The sequence below is a fragment of the Marivita cryptomonadis genome (assembly GCF_002115725.1).
GTDB lineage: Bacteria > Pseudomonadota > Alphaproteobacteria > Rhodobacterales > Rhodobacteraceae > Marivita > Marivita cryptomonadis.
Genome location: NZ_JFKD01000005.1, coordinates 150,138 through 167,496 on the forward strand (window position 1 = coordinate 150,138; position 17,359 = coordinate 167,496).

The 17,359-nt window shown below is 57.6% G+C and carries 26 protein-coding genes; 22 read left to right on the forward strand and 4 right to left on the reverse strand.

The genetic code is table 11. The annotated features are described in order from the left end of the window. The first annotated feature begins 2 nt into the window (after positions 1 to 2). From rplV to rplP, 3 genes are read left to right on the forward strand one after another with little or no spacing between them, the layout of a single operon-like run. Positions 3 to 383 (forward strand): 50S ribosomal protein L22, encoded by a 381-nt coding sequence (gene rplV / locus MCRY_RS07445; protein ID WP_085628851.1) that lies wholly within the window; start codon positions 3 to 5, stop codon positions 381 to 383. Continuing rightward, positions 383 to 1,096 (forward strand): 30S ribosomal protein S3, encoded by a 714-nt coding sequence (rpsC, locus tag MCRY_RS07450; protein ID WP_085628852.1) that lies wholly within the window; start codon positions 383 to 385, stop codon positions 1,094 to 1,096. Before rplV ends, rpsC begins: the two co-directional genes overlap by 1 nt. 2 nt (positions 1,097 to 1,098) lie before the next feature. Beyond that, positions 1,099 to 1,512, forward strand: a complete 414-nt coding sequence (rplP, locus tag MCRY_RS07455) for a 50S ribosomal protein L16 (RefSeq protein WP_085628853.1) — start codon at positions 1,099 to 1,101, stop codon at positions 1,510 to 1,512. A gap of 186 nt (positions 1,513 to 1,698) precedes the next feature. Here rplP and MCRY_RS07460 read toward each other — a convergent pair whose 3' ends face one another. Then, on the reverse strand, positions 1,699 to 2,319 hold the full coding sequence (locus MCRY_RS07460; RefSeq protein ID WP_085628969.1) for a 2OG-Fe(II) oxygenase family protein: 621 nt from the start codon (positions 2,317 to 2,319) through the stop codon (positions 1,699 to 1,701). 183 nt (positions 2,320 to 2,502) lie between these two features. On the opposite strand from MCRY_RS07460, the gene rpmC reads away from it, so the two are divergent. From rpmC to rplQ, 19 genes are all read left to right on the forward strand, one after another. Further along, on the forward strand, positions 2,503 to 2,709 hold the full coding sequence (rpmC, locus tag MCRY_RS07465) for a 50S ribosomal protein L29 (RefSeq protein WP_085628854.1): 207 nt from the start codon (positions 2,503 to 2,505) through the stop codon (positions 2,707 to 2,709). Between the two features lie 15 nt (positions 2,710 to 2,724). Beyond that, positions 2,725 to 2,955, forward strand: coding sequence for a 30S ribosomal protein S17 (rpsQ, locus tag MCRY_RS07470; protein ID WP_085628855.1), 231 nt, complete (start codon positions 2,725 to 2,727; stop codon positions 2,953 to 2,955). A gap of 77 nt (positions 2,956 to 3,032) precedes the next feature. Beyond that, positions 3,033 to 3,401, forward strand: coding sequence for a 50S ribosomal protein L14 (gene rplN, locus MCRY_RS07475; protein ID WP_007427594.1), 369 nt, complete (start codon positions 3,033 to 3,035; stop codon positions 3,399 to 3,401). Further along, a complete protein-coding gene (gene rplX, locus MCRY_RS07480; protein WP_085628856.1) occupies positions 3,401 to 3,712 on the forward strand; it encodes a 50S ribosomal protein L24 in 312 nt (103 codons plus the stop codon). The genes rplN and rplX overlap by 1 nt, the downstream gene beginning before the upstream one ends. Further along, positions 3,705 to 4,265, forward strand: coding sequence for a 50S ribosomal protein L5 (gene rplE, locus MCRY_RS07485; protein ID WP_085628857.1), 561 nt, complete (start codon positions 3,705 to 3,707; stop codon positions 4,263 to 4,265). Before rplX ends, rplE begins: the two co-directional genes overlap by 8 nt. A 13-nt stretch (positions 4,266 to 4,278) precedes the next feature. After that, on the forward strand, positions 4,279 to 4,584 hold the full coding sequence (gene rpsN / locus MCRY_RS07490) for a 30S ribosomal protein S14 (protein WP_085628858.1): 306 nt from the start codon (positions 4,279 to 4,281) through the stop codon (positions 4,582 to 4,584). A gap of 12 nt (positions 4,585 to 4,596) precedes the next feature. Then, complete coding sequence (gene rpsH / locus MCRY_RS07495) at positions 4,597 to 4,989, forward strand: 30S ribosomal protein S8 (RefSeq protein ID WP_085628859.1); 393 nt, start codon at positions 4,597 to 4,599, stop codon at positions 4,987 to 4,989. 12 nt (positions 4,990 to 5,001) lie between these two features. After that, positions 5,002 to 5,535 (forward strand): 50S ribosomal protein L6, encoded by a 534-nt coding sequence (rplF, locus tag MCRY_RS07500; RefSeq protein WP_085628860.1) that lies wholly within the window; start codon positions 5,002 to 5,004, stop codon positions 5,533 to 5,535. Positions 5,536 to 5,547: 12 nt separating this feature from the next. After that, the gene (rplR, locus tag MCRY_RS07505) at positions 5,548 to 5,901 is read left to right on the forward strand and encodes a 50S ribosomal protein L18 (RefSeq protein ID WP_085628861.1); all 354 of its coding nucleotides are present in this window, start codon (positions 5,548 to 5,550) and stop codon (positions 5,899 to 5,901) included. A gap of 168 nt (positions 5,902 to 6,069) precedes the next feature. Then, a complete protein-coding gene (gene rpsE / locus MCRY_RS07510) occupies positions 6,070 to 6,654 on the forward strand; it encodes a 30S ribosomal protein S5 (RefSeq protein WP_085628862.1) in 585 nt (194 codons plus the stop codon). Positions 6,655 to 6,659: 5 nt separating this feature from the next. Beyond that, positions 6,660 to 6,848: a 50S ribosomal protein L30 gene (gene rpmD, locus MCRY_RS07515; protein WP_085628863.1), complete on the forward strand. Its 189-nt coding sequence runs from the start codon at positions 6,660 to 6,662 to the stop codon at positions 6,846 to 6,848. Between the two features lie 216 nt (positions 6,849 to 7,064). After that, positions 7,065 to 8,003: a hypothetical protein gene (locus MCRY_RS07520; RefSeq protein ID WP_085628864.1), complete on the forward strand. Its 939-nt coding sequence runs from the start codon at positions 7,065 to 7,067 to the stop codon at positions 8,001 to 8,003. Positions 8,004 to 8,175: 172 nt separating this feature from the next. Next, positions 8,176 to 8,649 carry a 50S ribosomal protein L15 gene (gene rplO / locus MCRY_RS07525; RefSeq protein ID WP_085628865.1) on the forward strand — a complete coding sequence of 158 codons (474 nt, stop codon included), beginning with the start codon at positions 8,176 to 8,178 and terminating at the stop codon, positions 8,647 to 8,649. A gap of 104 nt (positions 8,650 to 8,753) precedes the next feature. Continuing rightward, positions 8,754 to 10,118, forward strand: coding sequence for a preprotein translocase subunit SecY (gene secY, locus MCRY_RS07530; protein WP_085628970.1), 1,365 nt, complete (start codon positions 8,754 to 8,756; stop codon positions 10,116 to 10,118). Then, positions 10,115 to 10,759 (forward strand): adenylate kinase, encoded by a 645-nt coding sequence (locus MCRY_RS07535; RefSeq protein ID WP_085628866.1) that lies wholly within the window; start codon positions 10,115 to 10,117, stop codon positions 10,757 to 10,759. Before secY ends, MCRY_RS07535 begins: the two co-directional genes overlap by 4 nt. A gap of 241 nt (positions 10,760 to 11,000) precedes the next feature. Then, positions 11,001 to 11,369, forward strand: coding sequence for a 30S ribosomal protein S13 (gene rpsM / locus MCRY_RS07540; RefSeq protein ID WP_085628867.1), 369 nt, complete (start codon positions 11,001 to 11,003; stop codon positions 11,367 to 11,369). Positions 11,370 to 11,384: 15 nt separating this feature from the next. Next, the gene (gene rpsK, locus MCRY_RS07545; RefSeq protein ID WP_072780049.1) at positions 11,385 to 11,777 is read left to right on the forward strand and encodes a 30S ribosomal protein S11; all 393 of its coding nucleotides are present in this window, start codon (positions 11,385 to 11,387) and stop codon (positions 11,775 to 11,777) included. 115 nt (positions 11,778 to 11,892) lie between these two features. Continuing rightward, positions 11,893 to 12,909, forward strand: coding sequence for a DNA-directed RNA polymerase subunit alpha (locus tag MCRY_RS07550; protein ID WP_085628868.1), 1,017 nt, complete (start codon positions 11,893 to 11,895; stop codon positions 12,907 to 12,909). Between the two features lie 121 nt (positions 12,910 to 13,030). Further along, positions 13,031 to 13,453, forward strand: coding sequence for a 50S ribosomal protein L17 (gene rplQ / locus MCRY_RS07555; RefSeq protein WP_085628869.1), 423 nt, complete (start codon positions 13,031 to 13,033; stop codon positions 13,451 to 13,453). A gap of 133 nt (positions 13,454 to 13,586) precedes the next feature. On the opposite strand, the gene parE is transcribed toward rplQ, so the two are convergent. From parE to MCRY_RS07570, 3 genes are all read right to left on the reverse strand, one after another. Continuing rightward, positions 13,587 to 15,545 carry a DNA topoisomerase IV subunit B gene (gene parE, locus MCRY_RS07560; RefSeq protein WP_085628870.1) on the reverse strand — a complete coding sequence of 653 codons (1,959 nt, stop codon included), beginning with the start codon at positions 15,543 to 15,545 and terminating at the stop codon, positions 13,587 to 13,589. A 65-nt stretch (positions 15,546 to 15,610) separates the two neighbouring features. Then, entirely contained in the window at positions 15,611 to 16,024 is a 414-nt protein-coding gene (locus MCRY_RS07565; RefSeq protein ID WP_085628871.1) for a hypothetical protein, read from the reverse strand. Positions 16,025 to 16,134: 110 nt separating this feature from the next. Beyond that, complete coding sequence (locus MCRY_RS07570) at positions 16,135 to 17,337, reverse strand: pyridoxal phosphate-dependent aminotransferase (protein WP_085628872.1); 1,203 nt, start codon at positions 17,335 to 17,337, stop codon at positions 16,135 to 16,137. Between the last annotated feature and the right edge of the window lie 22 nt (positions 17,338 to 17,359).

A 17,359-nucleotide genomic window follows, 5' to 3' on the forward strand; every position in this document is an offset into this window, starting at 1 on the left:
TCATGGGCAAGGAAAAGAACCCCCGCCGCGTGGCTGACAATGAAGCCATGGCGAAGCTGCGGATGCTGCGCACCAGCCCGCAGAAACTGAACCTCGTCGCCGGTCTGATCCGCGGCAAGAAAGTGGATCGCGCTTTGACTGATCTGACCTTCTCCAAGAAGCGGATCGCTGCTGACGTGAAGAAATGCCTTCAGTCGGCCATCGCAAATGCCGAAAACAACCACGGTCTCGACGTGGACGAGTTGATCGTCGCCGAAGCCTATGTGGGCAAGAACCTTGTAATGAAGCGTGGCCGTCCGCGGGCACGTGGCCGTTTCGGCAAGATCATGAAGCCGTTTTCGGAGATCACCATCAAGGTGCGTCAAGTTGAGGAGCAGGCCTAATGGGTAACAAGACCAATCCGATCGGCATGCGCCTTCAGGTGAACCGCACCTGGGACAGCCGCTGGTACGCTGACACTAAGGACTACGGCAACCTCTTGCTCGAAGACATCGCGATGCGTGAATTCATCGCGAAAGAGTGCAAGCAGGCTGGTGTGGCCCGTGTCATCATCGAACGCCCGCACAAGAAGTGCCGCGTGACCATTCACACCGCACGTCCCGGCGTCATCATCGGCAAGAAAGGCGCGGACATCGAAACGCTCCGCAAGAAGCTTGCCGCGATGACCGACAGCGAACTGCACCTCAACATCGTTGAAGTGCGTAAGCCGGAACTGGACGCGCAGCTGGTTGGGGAAAGCATCTCCCAGCAGCTCGAGCGTCGTGTGTCTTTCCGTCGTGCCATGAAGCGTGCCGTGCAGAACGCCATGCGTATGGGTGCCCTCGGCATCCGCGTGAACGTTGCAGGCCGTCTGGGTGGCGCGGAAATCGCACGGACCGAATGGTATCGCGAAGGCCGTGTGCCGCTGCACACGCTGCGCGCCGACATCGATTATGCCAATGTTGAGGCAACAACGCCTTACGGCATCATCGGCATCAAGGTCTGGATCTTCAAAGGCGAGATCATGGATCATGATCCGTCGGCACGGGATCGTAAGGCACAGGAACTGCAAGACGGTCCCGCACCGCGTGGTGCTGGCGGCGGTCGGAGGAACTAATCATGCTTCAACCAAAGCGTACAAAATTCCGTAAGATGTTCAAAGGCCGGATCAAGGGCGAAGCCAAAGGCGGCTCCGATCTGAACTTTGGCACCTTCGGCCTCAAGGCGCTTCAGCCTGAGCGTGTGACTGCACGTCAGATCGAAGCTGCCCGTCGTGCCATGACGCGTCACATGAAGCGTCAGGGCCGTGTCTGGATCCGGATTTTCCCGGATACCCCGGTCACGTCGAAGCCGACCGAAGTCCGTATGGGTAAAGGTAAGGGTTCGGTCGATTATTGGGCCGCCAAGGTAAAGCCGGGTCGCGTGATGTTCGAAATCGACGGCGTCGGTGAAGACATTGCCCGCGAAGCGCTGCGTCTGGCTGCAATGAAGCTGCCGATCAAGACGCGCGTTGTGGTCCGCGAGGACTGGTAAGCGGTTCGGTGCGTGCGAGCACGCACCCTACGAGATTAATAGCCCCCGGTGTGTAAGCGCCGGGGGTTTTTCTTTGGCAATCATTTGAATGATTTCACCAAACGCTTCTAAGCGTTTGGTTGCTAAGGTTGAGGCGCGGATCAAAGCCATTTGAATGGCTTTAGAAAGCGTTTCGAAACGCTTTCCTCACTCCCACCGATAGTTGAAACTCACCGACACGCGCTCGTCTTCGGACTGGTTCATCACCACCTCGTGGCGAAGCCAGCTTTCCCAGAGCAGGACGTCGCCGACCGCCGGTTTCACGTAGATGAAGTTCCGCATCTCCTCGCGCGCGTCTTTGCGGCGGGGTGGGGCGGCCATCATCATCGCGTGGCGCGGATCTTCGAGTTTCAGGGCCGACGCGCCTTCGGGCATGGAAACGTAGGTCGTACCCGAAATCACCGAATGCGGGTGGATATGGGCGGCATGAAACCCGCCTTCGGGCAGGATGTTGATCCAGAGGTCTTCCAGCACCAGCTTGCGACCGTCCAGATCGAACTCCAGATCCTTGGCAAAGGCCGCGACATGTGCGTCGAGCGACTTAACCAAATCGGCAAAGATCGGAAAGCGCCAAGGCAGGTCTGACAGGGAGGCATAGGAGGTGTAGCCGGGATAGGCATTGTCCTCGCACCATTGCTGGCCAGCCTCGTCATCCTCGGCGATGGCGAAACAGGAGTTTTCCATTTCCTCGGCGTCGATGTTCGGTGCCTGCTCGGACAGGGGCGCGTGGTAGAGGCGGGTCACGAAGAGGGAAGATATTGTGCTCATGGCCCCGTCATAATATGCGGTCGCACCAATGGCGAGAGGACATTGAAGCGACATGTAAACAAAGGGGTTGCGCGACTCTGGCATCCCGCCTATACGCGCCACTTCATCCACCTCCACCGGGAATCAGGGTGACCCACATCAATGATGGGGCTCTCCGGTGATGTTGATAGAAAGGAACGGCGCATGAACGCCAAAGAACTGCATGACAAGACACCGGATCAGCTCCGGGATGAGCTTGTGTCCCTGAAGAAAGAGGCCTTCAACCTCCGCTTTCAGGCGGCCACCAGCCAGCTTGAGAACACCGCGCGCATTCGTGAAGTGCGCCGCAACGTGGCACGTGTGAACACCGTGCTGAACCAAAAAGCGGCTGCTGCCGCCAGCGACGCGTAAGAGGAGCCTGAACAGATGCCCAAACGTATCCTTTCCGGCACCGTTACATCGACCGCGAACACACAAACTGTGACCGTGTCCGTCGAGCGCCGCTTCAAGCACCCGGTTCTTCAAAAGACGATCCGGAAGTCCAAGAAATATCGCGCCCATGATGAGGCCGAGAAATTCGTTGTTGGGGACGTTGTCCGCATTCAGGAATGCGCCCCCAAGTCGAAGACCAAACGTTGGGAGGTTATCGCTGAGTAAGCGATAGCCTTTTGGCATTTACGAAACCCCCGGGCCAATGCCTCGTCTGAGCGGTCCGGGACGTCGGGAGACAAATTATGATCCAGATGCAGACCAATCTGGATGTTGCTGACAACTCCGGCGCACGCCGAGTTCAGTGCATCAAGGTTCTGGGTGGGTCCAAGCGGAAATACGCGTCGGTGGGTGACATCATCGTCGTATCCGTGAAGGAAGCCATCCCGCGCGGTCGCGTGAAAAAAGGTGACGTCCGCAAGGCCGTCGTCGTACGCACCGCCAAAGAAGTCCGTCGCGAAGACGGCACAGCTATCCGTTTTGACCGCAACGCTGCCGTGATCCTGAACAACGCAGGTGAGCCGGTCGGTACGCGTATCTTCGGCCCGGTTGTGCGTGAACTCCGCGCCAAGAACTTCATGAAAATCATCTCGCTTGCTCCGGAGGTGCTGTAATGGCTGCTAAACTCCGTAAAGGTGACAAGGTGGTCGTGCTTGCCGGTAAAGACAAAGGCAAGTCGGGCACAATCGCATCCGTTGATCCGAAGGCCGGCAAGGCCATCGTCGATGGTGTGAACGTCGCAATCCGCCACGTGCGCCAGTCCCAGACAACCCAGGGCGGCCGCACTCCAAAAGCGATGCCGATCGACCTGTCGAACCTGGCTATCGTTGATGCAAACGGCAAACCGACCCGCGTTGGCTTCAAGATCGAAGGCGACAAAAAGGTCCGTTACGCCAAGACAACAGGGGATGTAATCGATGCTTGATACTGCAACCTACACCCCGCGTCTGAAGGCCGCTTTCCGCGAGCAAATCAAGGCTGCGATGAAAGAAGAGTTCGGTTATTCGAACGACATGATGATTCCGCGCCTCGACAAGATCGTGCTGAACATCGGCTGCGGTGCCGAAGCTGTCCGTGACAGCAAGAAAGCAAAATCCGCTGTTGAGGATCTGACAAAGATCGCTGGTCAGCAGGCCGTGACCACCAAGGCAAAGAAATCCATCGCGGGCTTCCGCGTTCGTGAAGAAATGCCGCTTGGTGCCAAGGTGACCCTGCGTGGCGACCGGATGTACGACTTCCTCGATCGTTTGATCACCATCGCGATGCCCCGTATTCGGGACTTTCGCGGCGTGAAGCCGTCCTTTGATGGTCGTGGCAACTTTGCCATGGGCATGAAAGAGCACATCGTGTTCCCCGAAATCGACTTTGATAAGGTCGATGAAGTCTGGGGCATGGATATCATCATCACGACGACCGCAAAGACCGACGCGGAAGCCAAGGCGCTGTTGAAGCATTTCAACATGCCGTTCAACGCCTGAGGGGACTGATACCATGGCGAAGAAAGCAATGATTGAACGCGAAAAGAAGCGTCAGAAGCTGGTGGAAAAGTACGCCGCCAAGCGCGCTGAGCTGAAGACAATCGCGAACGACGAAAGCAAGCCGATGGAAGAGCGCTTCAAGGCGCGCCTCAAGCTTGCCAAACTGCCGCGGAACAGCGCGCCCTCGCGCCTGCACAACCGCTGCCAGCTCACCGGGCGTCCGCACGCCTATTATCGTAAACTCAAGGTCAGCCGGATCATGCTTCGTGAACTTGCCAGCAATGGACAAGCCCCCGGTATGGTCAAGTCGAGCTGGTAAGGAGGGCATAGAATGAACGATCCTATCGGCGATATGCTCACCCGTATCCGCAACGCACAGATGCGCGGCAAGTCCACAACCATGACACCGGCTTCCAAGCTGCGTGGCCGCGTTCTCGCGGTGATGGCGGACGAAGGCTACATCCGCGGTTTCGAAGAAACCAAAGATGTGAATGGCCACCCCGCATATGAAATCAGCCTCAAGTACTACGATGGAACCCCCGTGATCCGCGAACTCAAGCGCGTGTCCAAGCCGGGCCGTCGTGTGTATCTGGGTGTGGAAGACATCCCGCAGGTCCGTCAGGGTCTGGGTGTGTCGATCGTGTCCACGTCCAAAGGCGTCATGACCGATGCAAGTGCCCGCAGCCACAATGTTGGCGGCGAAGTACTTTGCACCGTCTTCTAAGGAGGTCTGGTAATGTCTCGTATTGGTAAACAGCCGGTTGAGCTGCCCTCGGGTGTCTCCGCGTCCGTGTCTGGCCAGACCGTCGAAGTGAAAGGCCCGAAAGGCGCCAAGAGCTTCACCGCGACCGATGATGTGACCATCTCGGTTGAAGAAAACGTGATCACCGTCACGCCGCGTGGCAAGTCCAAGCGCGCACGCCAGCAGTGGGGCATGTCCCGCACGATGGTTGCGAATTTGGTGCATGGTGTAACCAACACTTTCAAGAAAGAGCTTGAAATTCAGGGTGTTGGTTACCGTGCTCAGCTTCAGGGCAATGTCCTGAAACTGAACCTTGGCCTGTCGCATGACGTTGATTTCCAAATTCCTGACGGTGTGACCGTCACATGCCCCAAGCAGACAGAGATCGTGATCGAAGGTCAGGATGCTCAGCTGGTGGGTCAGGTGGCTGCGAACATTCGCGACTGGCGTCGTCCTGAGCCCTACAAGGGTAAAGGCATTCGCTATAAGGGCGAATTCATCTTCCGTAAGGAAGGCAAGAAGAAGTAAGGACGCAAGGACATGGCAAACAGTAAACGTGATCTGTTCCAAAAGCGCCGTCTGCGCGTTCGGAACAAACTTCGCAAGGTCAATGCAGGGCGCGTGCGCCTCAGCGTTCATCGTTCGAACAAGAACATCAGCGTTCAGCTGATCGACGACGTTCAGGGTGTGACACTGGCAGCGGCTTCGACGATGGAAAAAGAGCTTGGCGGCAAGAATGATGTCGCTTCGGCTGCAAAGGTTGGCGCGGCAATTGCCGAGCGGGCCAAAAAAGCAGGCGTGACCGAGGCGTATTTCGATCGTGGCGGTTTCCTCTTTCACGGTCGCGTCAAGGCTCTGGCTGACGCAGCCCGCGAAGGTGGACTGAAGATCTAAGGGTGGCGGTGCGTGACATCACGCACCCTACCAACTGATTTCGCAAGGTGCGTGCTGACACGCACCTTGCTTTGCGGAAGGCTCATCCCTTCCCGATGATCCGGGAGCACCGAAAGGCTCACCTGGATTGGACAACGGGCATCAGCCCACAGAACAAAGGATGCCTAGATGGCAGAACGTGAAAACAATCGTCGTGGCAATCGTCGCGACCGTGAAGAACAGGCGCCGGAATTTGCCGATCGTCTGGTCGCAATCAACCGGGTGTCCAAGACCGTAAAAGGTGGTAAGCGTTTCGGCTTCGCCGCGCTTGTCGTTGTGGGCGACCAGAAAGGCCGCGTTGGCTTTGGTAAAGGTAAAGCCAAGGAGGTCCCCGAGGCCATCCGTAAAGCGACCGAGCAAGCCAAGCGCAAGATGATGCGCGTTCCGCTGCGCGAAGGCCGCACGTTGCACCACGACATGGAAGGCCGTCATGGTGCAGGTCGCGTCGTGATGCGTACAGCTCCGCAAGGTACTGGTATCATTGCCGGTGGTCCGATGCGTGCCGTATTTGAAATGCTGGGTGTTCAGGACGTGGTCGCAAAGTCGATCGGTTCGCAGAACCCCTACAACATGATCCGCGCTACGCTTGATGGTCTCTCGAAAGAGTCCAGCCCGCGCTCCGTTGCGCAGCGTCGTGGTAAGAAAGTGGCTGACATCCTGCCCAAGCGCGAAGACGCGCCGCAGGAAAGCGCCCAAGTCGCTGAGGAGGCCTGATCACTATGGCTAAGACAATTGTTGTAAAGCAGATCGGCTCCCCGATCCGCCGCCCCGCCATCCAGCGCCAGACGCTGATCGGTCTGGGTCTGAACAAGATGCACAAGACCCGTGAGCTTGAGGACACACCTGCCATCCGTGGTATGGTCCGCAAAGTGTCTCACATGGTCGAGATCATCGAAGAGCGCGGCTGATTTGTCGGCTCTGCCTATCCGGTAAGGATAGTCCCATCGCGCCGAAGCGATGGCCGCCAAGACACAAAGCCCCTCGGTTTTCCGGGGGGCTTTTTTCGTGTCAAAAGAAACGATATCTGAAGTGGTAAACTCTTTTTCCGCACTTTTTCGCCGAATGTCTGCCGGAATGCGCCCCTAAATCCGATACCAAGTTGTCTCGGTCGAATTGGGTATCGCATGATTAAGAAAGTCATTCTGGGGATCATTGTCCTGAGCGTCTCCATCAGTGCTGTGGTCGGGGCGACTATGCTCAAACCGATGTTGGAAGAAACGGTCCGCACCTTGCCTCTGAATGTCCAAATGGCGATCGCGGCAGTTGGATTGCTCTTCGTCGTCGCATTTGTGATCGTCGTGTTCTATCGAACTAGATCGGCAGAACAGTCGAATTCTGATCAAAAAGTGGTCACCGCAAGGTCAAAGCCGCAGACACAACCCGTCAACACACCGCCGACAAGCGTCCCGCAAACCGAGGTCGTCAATCTGCCGCGCAAAAAGGCGCGAACTGTGCCGGAGCGGCCTGTGTATGCGGCAGACCGGCTGCCCGAAGATGTGAATGCGGTAATCAACTATATCTTGGAGCACAGGTTGCCTTGGCACCTTGAAGACGTAGCAGAGGTTGGGGAGTTCGAAGATCTCATTCACCGCGATACGGATCAGGAAATGTGGCTGCAATTGGCAGGTGCAATGAATAGCGATGTTGCAAGCACCTATGAATGTCTATCCGCGATGTTGGACCATCCTGCCTGTCAGAATGCTGTCGCTGTCGCCATTCTTCATAAGCTGGGCGTCGCGTATTACTTTACCGAGGCGCGCCGCACGCCTTTGGACAGCACCGACGGCGGTCGGGTGATACTCAAGATCATTGAGCGCAACGTACGTGTTGGATTTCCCTGCGATGGTATCGGTGATGCAAAATGGGTGGATCGCGCCAAGTTGTTGAAAGAGCTGACAGCTGTTGCCGATCCAGACGTGTCCGGCGTCGCTCCCCTTGTATCGCTTGTCGCACAGAAACTTTCCGGTCCAAAGCCCAGGGAACGGTATTTCATGGATGAAAGTAGCGTGTCCAAGGTATTACCGCCTTGGGAGGGTGACGACATTCAGGACAGGGTTTCGTAACTTAAAAACAGACGCTGCTGTTTACGTCACAAGTGCTACTCTGCCCCTTGATCCGGCATCGGCAACCCTCTATACGCCCCCGGTGGCCCGATAGGGTCCTGAGTCTAAAATCAAGAGAAGCCGCGTTCGTCCCACATCGCTTCGGGGGCGTTTCCGGCAAAGGAGAAGCGATATGAAACTGCATGAACTAAGTGACAATCCTGGCGCAACCAAGCGCAAAAAGCGCGTTGGCCGTGGTCCGGGCTCCGGCCTTGGTAAAATGGGTGGCCGTGGTATCAAAGGTCAGAAATCCCGTTCGGGTGTGGCCATCAAGGGCTACGAGGGTGGCCAGATGCCGCTCTACCAGCGTCTTCCCAAGCGTGGCTTCAACAAGCCGAACCGCAAGGCGTTTGCCGTGGTCAACCTTGGCCTGATCCAGAAATTCGTCGACGCCGGCAAGCTCGATGCGAAAGGCACCATTGACGAGGACGCGCTGGTCGCATCCGGTCTGGTCCGCCGCAAGCTGGACGGCATCCGCGTTCTTGCCAAGGGCGATATCACTGCGAAAGTGACGCTGGCAGTCACCGGCGCTTCGAAATCCGCAATCGACGCGGTGGAGAAGGCTGGCGGCTCTCTGACGGTCACAACCGCGCAGGCTGCCGAATAAGAGGTTGTGAGCGGCCCTCGCGCCGCTTACATACCCTCCAGAGCTTTCCAAACGCCGCCTGAGCCGGACCGCTCATGGCGGCGTTCATCATAAAAGAGACCCGCATGGTATCAGCAGCAGAACAAATGGCCGCGAATACAAGCTGGGCTGCGCTCGGCAAAGCGACCGATTTGCGCAACCGGATCCTGTTTACGCTCGGCCTTCTGATCGTTTACCGCATCGGCACCTTCATCCCGGTTCCCGGGATCGACGGTATTGCCTTGCGCGAATTCATGGAGCAGGCGCAGCAAGGCATCGGGGGCATCCTGACGATGTTCACCGGCGGTGCCCTGGGTCGCATGGGCATCTTTGCTCTTGGCATCATGCCTTATATCTCGGCCTCGATCATCGTTCAGCTTTTGGCCTCCATGGTGCCATCGCTGGAACAGTTGAAAAAAGAGGGCGAAGCGGGCCGCAAGAAGATTGCCCAGTACACCCGCTACGGCACGGTGTTCCTAGCCACGTTTCAGGCGTATGGCCTTGCGGTCAGCCTTGAGGCGGGTGATCTTGTCACCGATCCGGGCTGGTTTTTCCGTGCGTCCTGCGTGATCACCCTTGTAGGTGGCACAATGTTCCTGATGTGGCTGGGTGAACAGATCACCGCACGCGGCGTCGGAAACGGCATCTCGCTCATCATCTTCGTCGGCATCATCGCCGAAGTTCCTGCCGCTCTTGCGCAGTTCTTTGCGTCGGGTCGTTCGGGCGCGATTAGCCCTGCGGTGATCGTGGGGGTGATCCTCATGGTCATTCTGGTGATCATGTTCGTCGTCTTCATGGAGCGTGCGCTCCGAAAGATCACCATCCAGTATCCCCGTCGCCAGATGGGCATGAAGATCGCAGAAGCGCAGAACAGCCACCTGCCGGTCAAGGTCAACCCGTCGGGCGTGATTCCGGCGATCTTCGCCAGCTCTTTGCTGCTGCTGCCGACCACGATCAGCACCTTCAGCGGTCAGAATTCCGGTCCGGTGATGTCGACGATCCTTGCCTATTTCGGGCCAGGGCAGCCGCTTTATCTATTGTTCTTCGGGGCGATGATCGTCTTCTTCGCCTATTTCTACACCTTCAACGTGTCGTTCAAAGTCGATGACGTGGCCGACAACCTGAAGAACCAGAACGGCTTTGTACCGGGTATCCGTCCGGGCAAGAAAACCGCAGAATACCTTGAATACGTGGTCAACCGCGTGCTTGTTCTGGGCTCTGCCTACCTGACTGCGGTCTGTCTGTTGCCCGAAGTTCTGCGCGGTCAATTTGCGATCCCGTTCTACTTTGGTGGCACATCCGTACTGATCGTTGTGTCGGTAACGATGGACACGATCCAACAGGTGCAAAGCCATCTTCTGGCGCATCAATACGAAGGTCTTATTCAAAAGTCGCAACTTCGCGGCAAGGGTAAGTCCAAAGGCAAAAGACGGAGCCCGGCGCGCCGATGAATATCATACTTTTGGGCCCGCCGGGTGCGGGCAAAGGCACTCAGGCGCGGTTCCTCTGTGACGAACGTGACATGATCCAGCTTTCGACCGGCGACATGCTGCGCGAAGCCAAAGACAGTGGCACAGAGATGGGCAAGGTCGTTGCTGACGTGATGGCCCGTGGTGAGTTGGTGACGGATGAGATCGTCATCGGTCTGATCCGCGAAAAACTCGAGGGTGACAAAAAGGGTGGCTTCATCTTTGACGGCTTCCCGCGCACTCTGGCTCAAGCAGATGCGTTGGGCGAGCTGCTCGCCGAAGAAGGCGAGACACTCGACGCAGTGATTGAGATGCAGGTCGACGACAATGCGCTTGTCGCCCGCATCACGGCACGTTCCACCTGCGGTTCCTGCGGTGAGGTCTACAATGACCACACCAAGCCAATTCCGGCGGATGGCAAATGCACCAATTGCGGCGGTAGTGAATTCAAGCGCCGCGCGGACGACAACGAGGATAGCCTCAAGCAGCGTCTGATGGAGTATTACAAAAAGACCTCGCCTTTGATCGGCTATTACTATGCCAAGGGGCAACTGTCCTCGGTCGACGGTCTTGGCGAGATGGCAGCGGTGAAAGCGGACATCGCGAAGGTGTTGGACGCCTGAACGGCGTAAGAAAGCTTGGCAGACCTGGCGCACGCGCAATGAGGTCTGCCATGCCCTTGACGCGGGTGAAAAACGCTCCTATCTACCGCCATCTCTTAACTGAGAATCACCATCGCATGTTGGGTCGCGCCCACATGCGGATCACCTGATCAGCTAGGGGCCCCAAGGGTAAAACCGACGGGCCTTATGTTGTGAAAAAAGGGTCTGGCGTTACGGACCCGCAACGAAAAGGAAGTCCTACGTGGCACGTATTGCTGGCGTGAACATTCCCACAGGGAAGCGTGTTCCAATCGCCCTCACCTACATCACCGGTATTGGCCATACCTCCGCAAAGGCAATTTGCGAAGCGGTCAACATCGATCCGACTCGTCGTGTTAACGAACTGAGCGATGCCGAAGTGCTCGCCGTGCGTGAACATATTGACGCCAACTTCACTGTCGAAGGCGACCTGCGCCGCGAGACACAGATGAATATCAAGCGTCTGATGGATCTTGGCTGCTACCGTGGCCTGCGTCATCGTCGCAACCTGCCCGTACGCGGTCAGCGGACCCACACCAACGCTCGTACTCGCAAAGGCCCCGCAAAGGCCATTGCTGGTAAGAAGAAATAAGGGAGGTCCGAACCAATGGCACGTGATACCCGTCGCGGAGGCAAGAAGAAGGTCTCCAAGAACATCGCAGCTGGCGTCGCACATGTGAACTCCAGCTTCAACAACACCAAGATCCTGATCTCCGACGTGCAGGGCAACGCCATTTCGTGGTCGTCTGCCGGCACCATGGGCTTCAAAGGCTCGCGGAAATCCACACCTTATGCAGCCCAGCTGGCTGCCGAAGATGCGGGCCGCAAGGCACAGGAACATGGCGTCAAGACGCTCGAAGTCGAAGTTCAGGGCCCCGGTTCGGGCCGTGAATCAGCTCTGCGCGCGCTGGCTGCTGTCGGCTTCAACATCACCTCGATCCGTGATGTGACCCCGATCGCACACAATGGCTGCCGTCCGCCGAAGCGCCGTCGCGTCTAAAAGCGAACACTTTACTGGCATGGCCCCACCCTTTGGTGGGGTCGTGCTTTCGTCATTTTAACCTCGGGCGTTTTTGCCTTTCGGACATGGGGCAGAAACAAGAATGGAGGGACGCATGATCCACAAAAATTGGGCAGAACTGATCAAGCCGACACAGCTTGAAGTCAAGCCGGGCGCTGATCCGTCGCGTGTCGCGACCGTTGTCGCCGAACCGCTTGAGCGCGGCTTTGGTCTCACCCTGGGCAACGCGCTGCGTCGGGTTCTGCTGTCGTCGCTTCAGGGCGCTGCAATCACCTCCGTACAGATCGACAACGTGCTGCACGAGTTCTCCAGCGTTGCTGGCGTCCGCGAAGACGTGACCGACATCGTTCTGAACCTCAAGGGTGTCTCGCTTCGCATGGAAGTCGAAGGCCCCAAGCGCGTATCGATCAATGCCAAGGGTCCGGGCGTTGTCACCGCTGGTGACATTTCGGAAACCAACGGTATCGAAGTTCTGAACCGCGATCATGTGATCTGCCACCTTGACGATGGGGCAGACCTTTACATGGAACTGACGGTCAACACCGGCAAGGGCTATGTCTCGGCTGACAAGAACCGTCCCGAAGACGCGCCCATCGGCCTGATGCCGATCGACGCGATTTATTCGCCGGTTAAAAAGGTCGCCTATGACGTGCAACCGACCCGTGAAGGTCAGGTTCTCGACTATGACAAACTGACCATGAAAATCGAAACCGATGGGTCGCTGACCCCTGAAGATGCCGTCGCTTACGCCGCGCGCATTGTTCAGGACCAGCTGTCGATCTTCGTCAACTTCGACGAGCCGGAATCGGCCCGCCCGCAGGACGACGACGATGGTCTCGAGTTCAATCCGCTTCTGCTCAAGAAAGTGGACGAACTGGAACTGTCTGTCCGTTCGGCGAACTGCCTGAAGAACGACAACATCGTCTATATCGGCGATCTGATCCAGAAAACCGAAGCCGAGATGCTCCGCACGCCGAACTTTGGACGTAAGTCCTTGAACGAGATCAAGGAAGTGCTGTCGGGCATGGGTCTACACCTTGGTATGGACGTCGAAGACTGGCCGCCAGACAATATCGAAGACCTGGCGAAAAAGCTGGAAGACAACTTTTAAGACACTTGGGTGAGGGGCAACTCTCACCCAAACGGGCATCCGCCCCAAGGAGAGCTGCTGACACGCATCGGCGGCCGGACAAAGCAAAAACGCCCGTAGAGGGCACATTAGGAGAAGACACATGCGTCACGCACGAGGCTATCGCCGCCTGAACCGCACCCACGAGCACCGCAAGGCGCTCTTTGCAAACATGGCTGGCTCGCTCATCGAACATGAGCAAATCAAGACAACCCTGCCGAAAGCCAAGGAACTGCGCCCGATCGTTGAAAAGCTGATCACGCTGGGCAAGCGCGGCGATCTGCACGCCCGCCGTCAGGCGCGCGCCGCTCTCAAGCAGGACATGCTGGTTACCAAGCTGTTCGACATCCTTGGCCCGCGCTATGCAGAGCGTTCGGGCGGTTACATCCGCATCCTGAAGGCCGGTTTCCGCTATGGCGACATGGCACCGATGGCGATCATCGAATTCGTTGACCGTGACGTCGATGCCAAAGGCGCTGCCGACAAGGCGCGCATTGCCGAATTCGAAGCGGCAGACGAAGAATAAGATCACGCCCAAGTGGCACGATCACGGCCCCGCCCATGTGGCGGGGCTTTTTCGTTTTGGGACGGCGATCCGTAGGGTGTGTGATTTCACGCACCATTGTGAACGCCTCGGTGCGTGCCATCACGCACACTACCTAAACATCCAACTCCTCAACAAACCGGGCGTTCTCCTGAATATACTGGAACCGCAACTCCGGCTTCTTGCCCATCAGACGTTCCACTAGATCGCCGGTTTCGCCCGGTTCATCTTCGTCAATCGTCACGCGGATCAGCTTGCGGGACGCCGGGTCCATTGTAGTTTCTTTGAGGTCCTTCGCGTCCATTTCGCCCAGACCCTTGAAGCGCTGGACGTCGATCTTGCCTTTGCCGCCAAGGCCCTTTTCCATCATCAGATCTTTTTCGGTATCGTCCGACACGTAAAGCCGCTTGGCGCCCTGCGTCAGCCGGTACAGCGGTGGGCAGGCCAAATACAAATGCCCGGTGTCGATCATCGGGCGCATCTGGGTGAAGAAAAATGTCATCAAAAGCGCTGCAATATGTGCGCCGTCGACGTCGGCGTCTGTCATGATGATAATCTTATCGTAACGAAGATCGTCCACATTGAATTTCGTCCCGAGCCCCACACCCAAGGCCTGTGTCAGATCGCTGATCTCGGCATTGGTCCCCAGTTTAGAGGAGGCAGCGCCCAGAACGTTCAGGATTTTTCCCCGCAGCGGCAACAATGCCTGTGTTTTGCGGTCCCGCGCCATCTTGGCCGATCCACCGGCCGAGTCGCCTTCGACGATGAACAATTCCGTGCCCTCACGGGTTGACGAAGAACAATCGACAAGCTTGCCTGGTAACCGCAGTTTTTTCGTCGCTGACTTGCGCTGTGTTTCTTTCTCCTGCCGCCGCCGCAACCGCTCTTCAGCGCGCAGCACTAGGAAGTCGAGGATTGCACCTGCGGATTTCGTGTCCGCCGCCAGCCAGTTGTCGAAATGGTCGCGCACAGCCCCTTCGACCAGACGCTGTGCTTCAGTGGTGGCAAGGCGGTCTTTGGTCTGACCCACGAATTCTGGCTCACGGATGAAACAGGACACGAGCGCGCAACCGCCCGTGATCAGGTCGTCGCGGGTTATCTGCGCGGCTTTCTTGTTGTTCGACAATTCGCCATAGGCGCGAATACCCTTGAGGATCGCGGCCCAGAACCCGGCTTCGTGCGTGCCGCCCTCGGGGGTTGGGACAGTGTTACAATAGGACTGGATGAACCCGTCGCGCGATGGCGTCCAGTTGATCGCCCATTCCACTTTGCCCGGTGCATTGAACTTTTCACGAAACTCGACCGTTCCGGCGAACGGCTTGTCCGCATAGGTCGAGGCGCTGCCCAGTGTTTCTGTCAGATAATCGCTCAGACCACCGGGAAAATGGAACGTGGCTTCGGTCGGCGTTTCGCCATCGTTGATCGCGGATTTCCAACGAATCTCGACGCCGGAAAACAGATAAGCCTTGGACCGCACCATTTTGAGCAGACGCGCGGGTTTGAACCGGTGCGAGCCGAAGATCTGCTCGTCCGCGTGAAAGGTGACAGTTGTCCCACGACGGTTCGGCGCTGCACCGACCTTGGCCACGGGGCCAAGCGGCACGCCGCGCGAGAAGCGCTGTTCGTAGACTTCCTTGTTCCGCGCGACCTGCACCACCATCGAATCCGACAAAGCGTTCACCACCGACGCGCCAACCCCGTGCAGACCGCCGGATGTCTCGTAGGCATCGCCCGAAAACTTGCCGCCCGCGTGCAACGTACACAGGATCACTTCGAGCGCGGATTTGCCCGGAAACTTGGGGTGTGGATCAATCGGAATGCCGCGCCCATTGTCGCGGATGGTGACGGCGTAATCCTCGTGCAGTTCCACCTCGATCCGGTTGGCGTGGCCCGCCACGGCTTCGTCCATCGAGTTGTCGAGAACTTCGGCAACGAGGTGATGCAATGCCCGTTCATCTGTGCCGCCGATATACATGCCGGGGCGTTTGCGGACGGGTTCCAGCCCCTCCAGGACCTCGATTGAGGACGCATCATAGTCGGTCGGTTCGTGTCCGGAGAGGAGGTCTTCGGCCATGGCAGCTGCTCTGTGTTTGTTGCTTTGCGCGCCAGTATGGCAGAGCGTGCGGCAAGGGGGAAGCGTCAGCGTGCCGTGTCACCCTTCATCAAGCGCTCGGCCTTGCGCCGGACCAGAACGCCCCGCAGATCGTGCATTGCCAGCAGCAGCGTATCCGTGACGATTTCCAGTTGGTCCTCTGTGGCGCGGGATTGAGCCCATTGGGTGGTGAGGTTGAGATGATCCACTGTGCGCAGAATGTCGTCCACTTCGCGATCGGCCAGAATCACCTGCCGATCCTGCATCCAGTCACGGATGACTGTGACATCCTCGTCGCTGAGTGTGCGATCGCCGTGAGGTTTGATTTCGCCATTGCGGATGTTGACCACGGCGATCTGGTCCATCTCGATCCGCCGCTGCGGGTTTTCGGTATCCACCCGAAAAACAAGAGCTCCGTTCTCGCGAACCCTGAAATAATAATCAGGAAGGTCTCCAGCCATATCTGCCTCACGCCCGTGTTGTCTCAGGCTAACAACTTACGTTTCGGTAAGCCAGCCTTGGGGCGACCGGATGACCGGGGGAATTTTCACGGCCTGACCGCAGCCCTGAATTAGGACAGACCGGCGCAAAAGGTTTGAATGCGGCGGCATGCTTCGGACAAAGCTTCATCCGATGTCGCATAGCTGACGCGAAAATAAGGACTTAGGCCAAACGCTGCGCCAAAGACGACTGCAACGCCGTGCTCTTCCAGAAGCGCCGTTGCAAAGGCCTCGTCCGTGTCGATCAAAGTGCCCCCTGCGCTGGTCTTGCCGATGCAGCCAGCAATGGATGGATAGACATAGAACGCGCCCTCCGGAATGGCGCAAGTGATGCCCTCGCAGGCATTCAACCCGGAAACCACCAAATCCCGCCGCTTGCGGAACGCCTCGTTGCGCTCGGCCAGAAATTCCTGCGGGCCGTTCAATGCTTCAACCGTTGCCCATTGGCTGATCGAGCAGGGGTTGGTTGTGGATTGCGACTGCAGCTTGCGCATAGCCGCGATCAGGTGTTCGGGACCTGCTGCATAGCCGATCCGCCAGCCGGTCATCGCATAGGATTTCGACACTCCGTTCACCGTTAGCGTTCGATCATAAAGCCCCGCTTCGACCTGTGCAGGGGTGCAGAACTGGAACCCGTCATAGGCCAGATGTTCGTACATGTCATCTGTCATCACCCAGACATGGGGATGTCGCATCAAAACATCTGTCAATGCTTTCAACTGGTTGTGGCCATAGCCCGCGCCGGTCGGATTCGACGGCGAATTGAAGATGAACCACTTGGTCTTGGGGGTGATGGCTGCCTCCAGCGCTTCGGGAGAAATGCGGAACCCATCTTCGAGCGTCGTTTCGACAATCACTGGTTCACCGCCGCCCAGGCGCACCATGTCTGGGTAGCTGACCCAGTAGGGGGCCGGGATGATCACCTCGTCGCCGGGGTTCAGCGTTGCCAGCAGCGCGTTGTACAGCACCTGTTTGCCACCTGTAGAGACCGCCACTTGCGACGGGGAATAGTCCAACCCGTTCTCTCGCTTGAACTTGGCGCAGATCGCCTGTTTGACCTCGGGAATGCCATCAACTGCGGTGTACTTCGTTTTTCCCGCTTCGATCGCCGCAATTGCAGCGGCCTTGATGTTGTCGGGTGTGTCAAAGTCAGGCTCACCGGCACCCAGACCGATGACATCGTGACCTGCTGCCTTCAGCTCCATCGCTTTTTGCGAAACGGCAACTGTGGGCGAAGGGCTAACGCGGGCAAGAGTGTCGGAGAGGAATGGCATGGTCGGCCCCTGTTTGTGATTG

What these genes read in the sequence shown, in the direction of transcription:
- rplV (WP_085628851.1), top strand. Translation starts at nt 3, where the DNA reads ATGGGCAAGGAAAAGAACCCCCGCCGCGTGGCTGACAATGAAGCCATG.
- rpsC (WP_085628852.1), top strand. Translation starts at nt 383, where the DNA reads ATGGGTAACAAGACCAATCCGATCGGCATGCGCCTTCAGGTGAACCGC.
- rplP (WP_085628853.1), top strand. Translation starts at nt 1,099, where the DNA reads ATGCTTCAACCAAAGCGTACAAAATTCCGTAAGATGTTCAAAGGCCGG.
- MCRY_RS07460 (WP_085628969.1), bottom strand. Translation starts at nt 2,319, where the DNA reads ATGAGCACAATATCTTCCCTCTTCGTGACCCGCCTCTACCACGCGCCC.
- rpmC (WP_085628854.1), top strand. Translation starts at nt 2,503, where the DNA reads ATGAACGCCAAAGAACTGCATGACAAGACACCGGATCAGCTCCGGGAT.
- rpsQ (WP_085628855.1), top strand. Translation starts at nt 2,725, where the DNA reads ATGCCCAAACGTATCCTTTCCGGCACCGTTACATCGACCGCGAACACA.
- rplN (WP_007427594.1), top strand. Translation starts at nt 3,033, where the DNA reads ATGATCCAGATGCAGACCAATCTGGATGTTGCTGACAACTCCGGCGCA.
- rplX (WP_085628856.1), top strand. Translation starts at nt 3,401, where the DNA reads ATGGCTGCTAAACTCCGTAAAGGTGACAAGGTGGTCGTGCTTGCCGGT.
- rplE (WP_085628857.1), top strand. Translation starts at nt 3,705, where the DNA reads ATGCTTGATACTGCAACCTACACCCCGCGTCTGAAGGCCGCTTTCCGC.
- rpsN (WP_085628858.1), top strand. Translation starts at nt 4,279, where the DNA reads ATGGCGAAGAAAGCAATGATTGAACGCGAAAAGAAGCGTCAGAAGCTG.
- rpsH (WP_085628859.1), top strand. Translation starts at nt 4,597, where the DNA reads ATGAACGATCCTATCGGCGATATGCTCACCCGTATCCGCAACGCACAG.
- rplF (WP_085628860.1), top strand. Translation starts at nt 5,002, where the DNA reads ATGTCTCGTATTGGTAAACAGCCGGTTGAGCTGCCCTCGGGTGTCTCC.
- rplR (WP_085628861.1), top strand. Translation starts at nt 5,548, where the DNA reads ATGGCAAACAGTAAACGTGATCTGTTCCAAAAGCGCCGTCTGCGCGTT.
- rpsE (WP_085628862.1), top strand. Translation starts at nt 6,070, where the DNA reads ATGGCAGAACGTGAAAACAATCGTCGTGGCAATCGTCGCGACCGTGAA.
- rpmD (WP_085628863.1), top strand. Translation starts at nt 6,660, where the DNA reads ATGGCTAAGACAATTGTTGTAAAGCAGATCGGCTCCCCGATCCGCCGC.
- MCRY_RS07520 (WP_085628864.1), top strand. Translation starts at nt 7,065, where the DNA reads ATGATTAAGAAAGTCATTCTGGGGATCATTGTCCTGAGCGTCTCCATC.
- rplO (WP_085628865.1), top strand. Translation starts at nt 8,176, where the DNA reads ATGAAACTGCATGAACTAAGTGACAATCCTGGCGCAACCAAGCGCAAA.
- secY (WP_085628970.1), top strand. Translation starts at nt 8,754, where the DNA reads ATGGTATCAGCAGCAGAACAAATGGCCGCGAATACAAGCTGGGCTGCG.
- MCRY_RS07535 (WP_085628866.1), top strand. Translation starts at nt 10,115, where the DNA reads ATGAATATCATACTTTTGGGCCCGCCGGGTGCGGGCAAAGGCACTCAG.
- rpsK (WP_072780049.1), top strand. Translation starts at nt 11,385, where the DNA reads ATGGCACGTGATACCCGTCGCGGAGGCAAGAAGAAGGTCTCCAAGAAC.
- MCRY_RS07550 (WP_085628868.1), top strand. Translation starts at nt 11,893, where the DNA reads ATGATCCACAAAAATTGGGCAGAACTGATCAAGCCGACACAGCTTGAA.
- rplQ (WP_085628869.1), top strand. Translation starts at nt 13,031, where the DNA reads ATGCGTCACGCACGAGGCTATCGCCGCCTGAACCGCACCCACGAGCAC.
- parE (WP_085628870.1), bottom strand. Translation starts at nt 15,545, where the DNA reads ATGGCCGAAGACCTCCTCTCCGGACACGAACCGACCGACTATGATGCG.
- MCRY_RS07565 (WP_085628871.1), bottom strand. Translation starts at nt 16,024, where the DNA reads ATGGCTGGAGACCTTCCTGATTATTATTTCAGGGTTCGCGAGAACGGA.
- MCRY_RS07570 (WP_085628872.1), bottom strand. Translation starts at nt 17,337, where the DNA reads ATGCCATTCCTCTCCGACACTCTTGCCCGCGTTAGCCCTTCGCCCACA.